The 10,887-nt window shown below is 41.1% G+C and carries 9 protein-coding genes; 6 read left to right on the top strand and 3 right to left on the bottom strand.

The window, feature by feature from the left end; translation table 11 throughout:
* The first annotated feature begins 149 nt into the window (after positions 1-149).
* The 5 genes from A7968_RS14270 to A7968_RS14290 are packed head-to-tail and all read left to right on the top strand — an operon-like array spanning position 150 to position 5,677.
* A complete protein-coding gene (locus tag A7968_RS14270; protein WP_064667246.1) occupies positions 150-1,490 on the top strand; it encodes a sigma-54-dependent transcriptional regulator in 1,341 nt (446 codons plus the stop codon).
* Positions 1,491-1,510: 20 nt separating this feature from the next.
* Positions 1,511-1,720 (top strand): hypothetical protein, encoded by a 210-nt coding sequence (locus tag A7968_RS14275; RefSeq protein WP_064667247.1) that lies wholly within the window; start codon positions 1,511-1,513, stop codon positions 1,718-1,720.
* Positions 1,721-1,741: 21 nt separating this feature from the next.
* Entirely contained in the window at positions 1,742-3,226 is a 1,485-nt protein-coding gene (locus tag A7968_RS14280; protein WP_064667248.1) for a sensor histidine kinase, read from the top strand.
* The gene (locus tag A7968_RS14285; RefSeq protein WP_064667249.1) at positions 3,227-3,688 is read left to right on the top strand and encodes a response regulator; all 462 of its coding nucleotides are present in this window, start codon (positions 3,227-3,229) and stop codon (positions 3,686-3,688) included.
* Between the two features lie 21 nt (positions 3,689-3,709).
* Positions 3,710-5,677, top strand: coding sequence for a hybrid sensor histidine kinase/response regulator (locus A7968_RS14290; protein ID WP_064667250.1), 1,968 nt, complete (start codon positions 3,710-3,712; stop codon positions 5,675-5,677).
* Here the strand turns inward: A7968_RS14290 and A7968_RS14295 are convergent.
* The 3 genes from A7968_RS14295 to A7968_RS14305 are packed head-to-tail and all read right to left on the bottom strand — an operon-like array spanning position 5,661 to position 9,328.
* On the bottom strand, positions 5,661-6,665 hold the full coding sequence (locus A7968_RS14295; protein ID WP_064667251.1) for a LacI family DNA-binding transcriptional regulator: 1,005 nt from the start codon (positions 6,663-6,665) through the stop codon (positions 5,661-5,663). The two genes, A7968_RS14290 and A7968_RS14295, sit on opposite strands and share 17 nt — an antisense overlap.
* A gap of 11 nt (positions 6,666-6,676) precedes the next feature.
* The gene (locus tag A7968_RS14300) at positions 6,677-8,008 is read right to left on the bottom strand and encodes a glycoside-pentoside-hexuronide (GPH):cation symporter (protein WP_064667252.1); all 1,332 of its coding nucleotides are present in this window, start codon (positions 8,006-8,008) and stop codon (positions 6,677-6,679) included.
* A 21-nt stretch (positions 8,009-8,029) separates the two neighbouring features.
* The gene (locus A7968_RS14305; protein ID WP_064667307.1) at positions 8,030-9,328 is read right to left on the bottom strand and encodes a GH1 family beta-glucosidase; all 1,299 of its coding nucleotides are present in this window, start codon (positions 9,326-9,328) and stop codon (positions 8,030-8,032) included.
* Positions 9,329-9,609: 281 nt separating this feature from the next.
* On the opposite strand from A7968_RS14305, the gene A7968_RS14310 reads away from it, so the two are divergent.
* Positions 9,610-10,872, top strand: coding sequence for a sugar MFS transporter (locus A7968_RS14310; RefSeq protein WP_064667253.1), 1,263 nt, complete (start codon positions 9,610-9,612; stop codon positions 10,870-10,872).
* Positions 10,873-10,887 lie beyond the last annotated feature (15 nt).

A 10,887-nucleotide genomic window follows, 5' to 3' on the forward strand; every position in this document is an offset into this window, starting at 1 on the left:
TTCCTAACTATAAATATTTTAAAGAATTATATCGCAAAAGTGATCAATAATTTTATTTACTACGTAAACTGTCGGTTAAGAATAAATCCTGTAGTATGAAAGGATTAATGTGTTAGGCTCAATAGTGATAAAAACATAGGGATTTTTTCATGTTAAACATACTTTTAGTTGATGATGATAATGAGTTTAGTGAGGTTGTTTGTCATATCGTTGAGTTTTTAGGACATAACATCAATACTGCGGCAAACCTAGCCGAAGCAGAGCAGTGGTTTGTTAATAATCATTTTGACCACGTTTTCCTTGATTTCATGTTACCAGACGGCAGTGGCTTGCATTTAGTTGAACACCTCAAAAGCATAGGTCAAACACCTAAAATAACCCTTATTTCAGGCCACCCTTCAGTAAAAGGTAAATTAGCTGAAATGTGTGAACCAAATGTCGGTCATTTGGTTAAGCCTTTACAACGCGAAGACATTGAACGCGTTTTAAATCCAAAAAAAGCAGCAGCTAAGAAAAAAACAACACCTAGTATTAAAAAGCATTTTGGAACATTAATAGGCGAATCACCGCAAATGCAACAGCTGTATACCATGATTGAACGAGTGGCAAACACCAGTGCTAACGTGATGTTAATGGGTGAAAGTGGTGCCGGTAAAGAAGTGGTGGCGCAAGCGATTCATAACGCCAGCGCCTGCAGTGGCCCATTAGTGGCAACTAACTGTGGTGCACTTTCAAAAGAGTTGATTGGCAGCGAGTTGTTTGGCCATGAAAAAGGCGCGTTTACAGGCGCTATTGCGCGTAAAGATGGCGTTTTTGAACAGGCAACGGGTGGTACCCTATTTTTAGATGAAGTAACCGAAATGCCAATTGATATGCAGCCTAATTTACTGCGTGTGCTGGAAACTAAAAAAGTCACTCGAGTCGGTGGTAGTAAAGAAAGCGCGGTTGATTGTCGAGTAATTTCTGCGACCAACCGTTCGCTGGAAGACCTCGCGCAAAATAATATTATTCGTGAAGATATTTACTTTCGGTTAGCGGTATTTCCTATTGATATTCCGCCACTTCGTGAGCGTAAAGAAGACATTAGTTTACTCGCTAGCGCATTTTTGGAGCAGTTAAATGACGAAAATAATACTGATTTTCAGTGGCAAGCCAGTCAGTTAAAACTGCTTGAAAGTTATGATTGGCCAGGCAATGTGCGAGAGCTTCGCCATGCGATTCATCGTGCCTTTATAATGAGCGATCCAAAAGGTAAGGCAATTACCTTACCTGATAACTTAGAATCACCCTTTTCACGAGTAAATAAGCAAACTCAAGTAAATCAAGTCAGTGCTGGGCAAACTATTGAAGAAGTTGAAAAAGAACTGATCCACGCGACTTTAGATAAAGTACAAGGTAATAAAACCCTTGCGGCACAAATGCTGGGAATAAGTACAAAAACCTTATACAACCGTTTAAATGCATACGGCGGGATTGGCGAATATAGTTAGATAATTACGACAGGAGAAACATGAGTAATAACGAACCGTTAAATAAACTCGTTCACGATGCACGAGCACCGCTTAATCGTATCTCGATGAATGCTGAGCTAATCAAGTTGGTACTTGAAAATGATATGCCTAAAGATAAAGCCTTAGCAGCATTAGATAAAATAATTAGTAATTGCCAACAATGTAGTGACAGTTTGCAAAAAATTGCTGATTCAGATGCCACCGCATAAACAGTATTTAAGGGAAAGTAAATGAAGCAAAAAAAGCAACTCGGCAAAACTAATGTCGTCTGGGCTAGTTTTATTGCTGTAGTGCTATGTATTGTGGTGGGTAATGCTATTTTAGCGATGAATACTATTCAGAGCCTTACGCAAACTCAGCAGCGTTTAGATGACACAGGGATGCTAAATACCGCAATTGAAAAGCTTCATCTTTCTATTGTACAGGCTGAATCAGGTCAACGCGGTTTTTTACTGACCGGTGATGAAGCGTATTTAGCACCGTATTACGATGCTATTTTACAGCTTAATTCACAAGCTAAGTTGGTAAAAGGTTTACGAACTGAGATCGATGGTCAGGCTGATAAAGTCGCTCGTTTACTCTATTTAGTGGATGATAAAGTGGCAATACTAACTAGAACCGCTGATTTAGCATTGGCTGACAACGAGCGGCGTGCACATTATCTACTAGAAACACACCAAGGGCGTAAGATTTACGAGGAAATTCGCCTACTCGCTAACGAAATTCAAGACGCTGAATCAGCCTTTAAGCTTGTTCAATTTAGAAAGCTCGGGCAAATCAAAAAAGAGGCAAAAGTCACTTTTGCAATTACTGCTGTGACGAGTGGTTTATTGATTATTGGTATGTTTATATTAACGCGGATCAACTTACGTACCGCAGCAAAATATCGGGAAGAACTGGAGTATCAAAATGAAACTCTAGCTGCAAAAGTAACGGAACGGACTTTGGAGCTGACCTTATATTCTGAAGAATTGAGTCGATCTAATCGTGAGCTTGAAGAGTTTGCATTTGTAGCCAGCCATGATTTACAAGAGCCACTACGTAAAATTCAAGCATTTAGTGATCGCTTAGAAACCATGTTTAAAGATGAGCTAGGTGAAAAAGGCATCGATTATATTGCGCGCATGAAAAATGCAGCGCAACGTATGTCTAACTTAATCAATGATCTACTGGAGTTCTCGCGAGTCACTACTCGCGGCAAAGACTTTGTTGATACCGACTTGCAAAAAGTACTTGATGAAATATTGAATGATTTGGAAATTGCGATAAAAGAGTCAAACGCGCAAGTACATGTTGGCCAAATGCCGGTAATACAAGCGGATCCGAGTCAGATGGAACAGTTATTTTTAAACTTAATTTCCAATGCGGTGAAGTTTAGGCGCCCAGAAATAGCACCGATAATTAATATTGATTATGCGCATCAAACGCAATTCAGTGAAGATCATAATACTGATATTGAGTGGCAAATAATTACCGTGAAAGACAATGGCATAGGTTTTTCACCAGAGTACACGGACAAAATTTTTGTGCCGTTTCAGCGCTTACACGGACGCTCAGAATACAAAGGCACCGGTATTGGTTTATCGGTTTGTCGACGAATTGTAGAGCGTCATGGCGGCACTATAACAGCTCAAAGCGAAACGGGTGAGGGTGCAACCTTCATCATAAAACTACCTGTGGAAAGTGATCTTTTCACATTGCAAGGAGAGGCTTAAATGCCGTTCACTAAAGTAAAGCCAATCACCATTTTAATGGCTGATGATGACGAAGATGATCGTTTGTTAACCCAAGATGCTCTCGTCGAAAGTCGTGTGTTGAACGAGTTGTATTTTGTTGAAGATGGTGTGGAGTTGTTGGAATACCTTGAACGTAAAGGTAAGTTTGAAGACCGTGACTCATCGCCGCGACCGAGTTTAATTTTATTAGACTTAAACATGCCACGTATGGATGGTCGAGAGGCACTGCAAGCAATCAAAGCAAACCCGAATTTAAAAGGCATTCCAGTGGTGATTTTAACCACCTCAAAGCAAGAGGAAGACATGGTTAAAGGTTACGACTTGGGCGCAGCCTCGTACATCACTAAACCAGTGACCTTTGATGGTTTAGTTGATTTGATGAAAACACTCGGTAAATACTGGGTTGAGTTTGTTGAATTACCGAGCACCTATAACGATTAGAAAATAACTACTGGAGACACTATGTTAGATAAGGCAACTAAGCTGCTACTTGTTGAAGATGATGAAGACGATTACATTCTTACTTGTGATTACCTTGAACAGCTTAGTTCCCATACATTTGATATAGAATGGAGCAGTGATCCTAAGCAGGCAGTACAACTATTAAGTCAAAATCTGCATGATATCTGCCTGCTTGACTACCGTTTAGGTGCATCTGATGGCCTTGTGGTATTAAAGCAAGCGGTCGAAAATGGCTTCACCGGGCCAATTATTATGCTTACTGGGCAGTCAAATGATGAACTTGATTCGGCTGCCCTAGATGCTGGTGCGGTTGATTATTTAGTTAAAAACGAAATGAGCAGTAGCCGTTTTGCGCGCTCAATTCGTTATGCATTAGCCCGCAGAGATATAGAAGAAGAGCGGATCGAGCGTTTAAAAGCGGAAGCAGAAAACCGCTCTAAAGATCGTTTTTTAGCCCATTTGAGTCATGAGTTACGCACGCCTTTATCTTCCATTCTCGGTTATACTGAATTGCTGATGCAGAGTGACTTTAACGAACATGCCAATAACGAGCTTGGTGTTATTTACCGCAACGGTAAACACTTATTAAGTTTGTTAAATGACGTGCTCGACCTGTCGAGAATAGCCGCCGATAAATTAGAGCTCAGTCGCAGTGACGTCAATCTTGATAGCCTGATGGCTGATGTGTTTACCCTGATGCGAGTTTCTGCACTTGATAAAGGCCTATCACTGCGCTTTGAGTCGTTACAACCTTTACCGTTAGTAGTGAACATTGATGCGACGCGGCTTCGACAAATTTTAATTAATATAATCAATAACGCGATTAAATTTACCGAGCAAGGTGAGATCATCGTTCGCGCGTGGACAAAGGTAATTGATGGCACAGAAATGCTGTTTTTTAGCATTAAAGATTCGGGGATGGGCATTGCTCCTGAAAAACAAGCGCTGATATTTAAGCCGTTTGAACAAATAGCCGATGTTGAATCGCGATCTGTTGGTGGTGCTGGATTAGGACTGGCGATTTGTTCAGAGTTATTGAGCCGTATGCAAGGCGGTATTTCCTTAGAATCTGCAATAGGCAAGGGCTCTGAGTTTACTATTTCCCTGTATCCGGGCAATATTCAAGCGGTAGAAAGGCGCTTATTAAAGCTTGATTTAACCCCTAATATGCAGCAAAAAACAGCCCCGTGTAAGGTTAGCGGCCGAGTGTTAGTGGTTGATGATTTACGTGATTTACGGGTGCTCGTCGGGCATATGATTGCCTCCGCAGGAGCGAAAGTAGATTACGCCGAGCACGGCAAGCAAGCACTTGATAAAGTAGCTAATGCGCAGCAGCAAGGCAATCCATACGATATTGTTTATTTAGATATTCATATGCCAGTGATGGGCGGTAAAGAAACTGCCATTGAGCTGAGAAAAGCTGGGTTTACAGGCGCCATTATTGCGCTTACCGCCGCAACAATGAAGGGGATCCATAGTGAGCTGACGGCGCTGGGTTTTAATGATGTGATAGGTAAGCCTGTCGATGCCACTCTGCTGTATTTGTGCTTACAAACCTATTTAGCTGATAATAGCCAAAACTCCCCAGAGGTTCTGCCTCCTGTAGATTCTGTACAGAGCAAAATGCGCTTTTTACTCGTTGAAGATGACGCTGATGCAGCGCAAATAACTCAATTGTTACTTGAAAGCTTAGGTGTGCAAACCAGTATAGCTACCAGCTATGAGCACTGCGTTGCTATTTTAAAAGTCGATAGCAACTTTGATAAGGTTTTGCTAGATATGCATTTACCAGATGGCAGTGGTTTAGAGTTAGCAGCTTATACCAAGAAGCATTACCCCGAGATATCTCGAGTTATTGTCAGTGGTATGCAGCCTGAGCCGCTACAACTAGAGCAGCTTAATATCGAACACGTTTTATTAAAACCAATTAATCTTGCATTACTAACCCAGCTTATTGAGGGTGAGTAAGTACTGATTGGCGAATGATTAATTCAGGTTCAAATAACGTTTGTAATGGCGGTGTGTTTTTTTGATAAACGTTACTCAAAACCCAGTCCGCAGCCATACGACCCATTTCATTTATGGGGTAATTTATGGTACTCAGTGGCGGGTAAACATGGCGGGTAAAAAACACATTATCATAACCCATAATCGATAATTGTTCGGGTAATTTAAGCTTACACTCTCTTGCTGTTGCCATCGCGCCGGTGGCCATCTCATCATTGGCACAGATCAGAGCAGTAAATTGTGGCCCATTATTATGCAAGTATTGGAATCCAGCTGCACCGCCATCTTCCATAAAGTCACCTTGATACAGTAATTGTTCATTAAAGCTCAAGTTATACTCTGCAAGGGCTTGCTTATGGCCGGTTAAGCGATCTTGGGCATCTTTTTTCCACAGTGGACCACTGATATAGGCAATATCGGTATGGCCTTGCTCTAAAACATATTTAGCGGCTAAATAGCCACCTTTTACATTGTCTAAAATAATACAACGTGATGATAATTCTGCAATATAGCGGTTGATGAGCACAAAAGGGGTTTTCCCTTTACTAAGCTCTATCAAGTAGTCATCACTGATCGCTTCAACATGCAAAATCAAAGCATCGCAATTACGGCTAATTAAAAACTCAATAGCCTGTTGCTCTCGCTCTTCATTACTGTGACCTGCTGCAATGATCACATGTTTACCCTGCTTGCGAAAGGCGGTCTCGATGCCACTCATCATCGGGCCATAAAAAGGACCGTGCAACTCAGAAACAAGCAATCCTACGCTATTTGAGCAATTTGACGCTAACGATTGAGCAATAGAGTTTGGCCTATAGCCGAGTTCAGTCATTGCGCGAGTTACTTTTTCACGCGTTGCATCGCTGACATTAGCATTATTATTCATCACTCTTGAGACGGTTGCTAACGATACGCCTGCAAGTTTTGACACCTCATAAATGGTGGCCATGCAATTCCTTGTTAAATACGACTTTTAACTGCGAGCTCAGCCGATATTTGCTGAACAGTTTGATTATCAAGAATATACCTTTTCATAATTAATGCGACAAGTATGCTGCCAATTGCTGGAAATAAGGTAAATGAAATTAAAATACCATCGCGAGTTGGCTCGCTTAACGCGGTATTTGCTTGGTAGCCATAATAAGCCAGTAACCAGCCCGCGATAGCGCCGCCTAAAGCAAGGCCAAGTTTAATGAAAAATACCACGCTGGCATACACTAGGCCGGTTAAACGGTGACCATTTTGCCACTGTCCGTAATCGATAGTGTCAGCCATCTTTGCCCATAATAATGGGGTGGCCATTTGTGTAACAAAGCACCACAAAAAGTAAATAGCAAAAGCCCATATCAGTTGTTCACCAGGGAGCCAAAAAGCAACACAACTGATTATGGCGGATAAGTATTGTAAGTAGATATAGGCGGTTTTTTTGTCAACGCGCTTACTCAAAGGTTGCGCGCAGGCACAGCCCAAAATGTTGCCTATCATACCTATGGTAACAAATGCGGTGACCAGATCAGCCTCACCTAGTACATACTTAACATAGTAAATTGCTAAAGTGGTACGTAAAACCATGCTGGTTAATAGCATCAAAGAGGCTGCACACAGTACTTTAAACGGGCCATTTTGCCAGAGCGTATGCATTTGCTGTTTGAGGTTTAGTTGCTTATATTGCTGAGCGACGACACGCTCTTTGGTAAAGCGAAAACAGATCAAAAATAACGCCACACCTAAGCAACTCATGATCACCATAGTCAGCTGATAGCCTAGTGCATTATCGCCTTTACCAAGCCAGTTTACTAAGGGCATAGTACAACTACTAATAATCAATCCACCAAGCATACCAAACACAAAGCGATACGATTGGATGGATACCCGCTCTGTAGGATCTTTACTAAGTACACCACCGAGTGCTGAATAAGGAATATTAATCGCAGTATAGACCAGCATTAATAGCGTATACGTTACAAATGCGTAGATCACTTTTCCGGTGTCGCTAAGATCGGGAGTGGTGAAAGTAATAATGCTGATCACCCCAAATGGTAGTGCTAACCATAACAAATAGGGGCGATAACTGCCGTATTTAGTGCGGGTTGAGTCGGTTAACGAGCCCATGAGAGGATCGGTGATCGCATCAATGACACGCACTACTAAAAACAAAGTGCCGACGATTGCAGGCGAGATACCAAAAATATCAGTATAGAAAAAAGTCAAAAATAGCATTACGGTTTGAAAAATGATGTTACTGGCAGTATCACCTAAGCCATAGGCTATTTTTTCTTTTTTAGTTAGCATAATTGGCACTCAATATTATTATTATTTTTTACGTTGTTGCAGTAAGTTGCGATATTGTTTAGCGCTTTCTTTTAGTATCCGTTGTTGATTTGAATAGTCAATATAAACGAGTCCAAAGCGTTTTTCATAGCCGTATGCCCACTCAAAGTTGTCCATTAAACTCCATGCAAAGTACCCTTGGATATCAACGCCTTGTTGTATTGCGTCATGAACAGCATTGAGGTGCGTATGATAATAACTCACTCTTTCTAAGTCAGTTACTTGCCCTTCGTACAAATGATCAGCCATGGCCGCGCCATTTTCAGTTACATATACTTTAGGTAATTGATATTGTTCATTTAATGAAACTAGTAACTCTGTTAAGCCTTGTGGGTATACTTCCCAGCCCATATCAGTGACTGGTACATTAGCAATACTCGCTTCGGCAAACCAGTTATCCTCAGTGCTACGATAGTGTATTCGGGTATAGTAATTAACACCAATAAAATCAATTTCTTGGCTAATTATTGCCATATCTCCTGCAGCAATCACAGGTTGTGCATTTTCGTTTAGTTGGCTGAGTAAGTCAGGGTATTGCCCTTCTAATACGGCTTTGATATACCACTGATTATGATATTGATCTGCAAGCATTGCAGCTGTTTTATCTGCAGCGGTAAGCGGGTAGCTGGGGCTAAAGTTAAGTACAATGCCAGCTTCTACTGTAGGGCAATTTTTACGTAATACTTGCATCGCAAGGCCATGGGCGAGCAGCAAATGATGGGCCGCTTGACGGCCAGCTTGCTGACTTTTTATACCTGGGGCATGAACACCTATTTCGTACCCTAAGTAAGCGCTGCAAAATGGTTCATTTAAGGTGGCATAGGAATCAACCAGCCCAGTAAGCTCTTTACTTACCACATCAGCATAAGCTGCAAAAGCATAAGCGGTGTTACGATTTTGCCAGCCACCATGATCTTCTAAATGTTGCGGAAGATCCCAGTGATATAGGGTGACATAGGTTTTAATATTACGTGCTTTTAATGCAATTAATAGATCACGATAGAAACCAATTCCTTGTTTATTCACTGTGCCATCTTGATGCAGTACGCGTGGCCATGAAATTGATAGCCGGTATGCGTCTACGGCTAAGTTTGCAATCATTTCAATATCTTGTTGCCATAAATTGACATGATCACAAGCAATGTCGCCATGGCTATTATCAGCAATTGTGTCTGGTTGCGCGCAAAAGGTATCCCAAATACACGGTAGGCGGGTATCACGTGATCCTTCAATTTGAAATGAAGCGGTTGCTACGCCAAATACAAATTGCGGCGTTAGCATTGGTGAATTAGATGGCAGTGATATAGTTTTAAATTCGCTCAAGGTGCACCTTTTAACTTTCAGTAGTAGCAATCGCTTTATATTTATTTTGTAGACAGCATAGCTGTTCAATGTAAGCGCTTACAAGTTTTTTGTAAATAAATTGCTAAATTCGATTTATATGTTATAAATGTAAGCGCTTACATTTAATGTTGCAACTATTATTTGCTTTTATAATTTTAATAAAAAAGCACCTATGTAGTTGTAATAAACTGATAATTAAAAACAATTAGAGATTTAATATGGCACATGTCACACACACTTTGGCAGAGAACGAACATAGCCAGCAACCTATGAGCAAGCAAACGTTTGCTTTAACGTCGTTGACCACACTGTTTTTTATGTGGGGATTTATTACCTGCTTAAATGATATTTTGATCCCGTATTTAAAAGGCATGTTTTCGCTTAATTACACGCAGGCTATGCTAATCCAGTTTTGCTTTTTTGGTGCTTATTTTGTGATGTCGATTCCTGCAGGGAAGTTGGTCAGTAAGATAGGTTATCAGTTTGGTATTGTTGTCGGGCTTGTGGTCGCCGCTATTGGTTGTGCGCTTTTCTATCCAGCAGCAGTCGCACATGTTTATGAGTTATTTTTACTGGCGTTGTTTGTATTAGCGTCTGGTATCACTATTCTACAAGTATCAGCAAATCCGTATGTGAGTGTACTTGGCTCGCCTAAAACAGCTTCATCACGCTTAACGATGACCCAAGCATTCAATTCATTAGGCACTACCATAGCGCCTATTTTTGGCGGTTGGTTAATTTTAACTGAAGTGAGCCAAGCAACAGCTGAGCAAGTTAAATTCCCTTATTTAATGTTGTCAGCCAGTTTATTAGTCCTTGCGGTTATCTTTGCATTTTTAAAGTTGCCTAAACTAGGCAAAGAGAGTGACTCAGCAGCACAAAGTCAGCAGGTTGAAGGGTTTGTTGATTTAGGCAGTGTATGGCAATACCGTCATTTACTTTTTGGGGCACTCGGTATCTTTGTCTACGTTGGGGCTGAAGTTGCCATTGGTAGCTTTTTGGTTGGTTTTTTAACGCTTGATCATATTAGCAGCTTAACGGAGCAACAAGCCGCTCATTATATTAGTTATTACTTTGCCGGTGCGATGATAGGTCGATTTATTGGTGCGGTTGTGATGCAAAAGTTTGATGCCGGTAAAGTGCTTGCCTGCCATGGCTTGCTTGCCATTGTGCTGATTATTATGGCAATGACCGGACAAGGTGGATTCGCTATGTGGGCGCTTTTACTGGTTGGTTTGTGTAACTCAATTATGTTCCCAACTATTTTCAGCTTAGCGTTGCAAGGGCTTGGTAAATACACTTCACAAGGCTCAGGTATTCTTTGTTTAGCAATTGTTGGTGGTGCGATTATTCCATTACTACAAGGTGTGCTCGCTGATAATATTGGTGTGCAGTTAGCACTGATGTTACCAATAGGTTGTTATTTATATATCACTTACTTTGCGCTGTTTGGCTCAAAAGTATCTTCAACTCGTCATTAATATTTAGGTGAAAAA

It is taken from the genome of Pseudoalteromonas prydzensis (genome assembly GCF_001661495.1).
Taxonomy (GTDB): domain Bacteria; phylum Pseudomonadota; class Gammaproteobacteria; order Enterobacterales; family Alteromonadaceae; genus Pseudoalteromonas; species Pseudoalteromonas prydzensis.

Excerpts from the sequence above, each read along its gene's own strand:
- A7968_RS14270 (WP_064667246.1), top strand. The coding sequence starts at position 150 with ATGTTAAACATACTTTTAGTTGATGATGATAATGAGTTTAGTGAGGTT.
- A7968_RS14275 (WP_064667247.1), top strand. The coding sequence starts at position 1,511 with ATGAGTAATAACGAACCGTTAAATAAACTCGTTCACGATGCACGAGCA.
- A7968_RS14280 (WP_064667248.1), top strand. The coding sequence starts at position 1,742 with ATGAAGCAAAAAAAGCAACTCGGCAAAACTAATGTCGTCTGGGCTAGT.
- A7968_RS14285 (WP_064667249.1), top strand. The coding sequence starts at position 3,227 with ATGCCGTTCACTAAAGTAAAGCCAATCACCATTTTAATGGCTGATGAT.
- A7968_RS14290 (WP_064667250.1), top strand. The coding sequence starts at position 3,710 with ATGTTAGATAAGGCAACTAAGCTGCTACTTGTTGAAGATGATGAAGAC.
- A7968_RS14295 (WP_064667251.1), bottom strand. The coding sequence starts at position 6,665 with ATGGCCACCATTTATGAGGTGTCAAAACTTGCAGGCGTATCGTTAGCA.
- A7968_RS14300 (WP_064667252.1), bottom strand. The coding sequence starts at position 8,008 with ATGCTAACTAAAAAAGAAAAAATAGCCTATGGCTTAGGTGATACTGCC.
- A7968_RS14305 (WP_064667307.1), bottom strand. The coding sequence starts at position 9,328 with ATGCTAACGCCGCAATTTGTATTTGGCGTAGCAACCGCTTCATTTCAA.
- A7968_RS14310 (WP_064667253.1), top strand. The coding sequence starts at position 9,610 with ATGGCACATGTCACACACACTTTGGCAGAGAACGAACATAGCCAGCAA.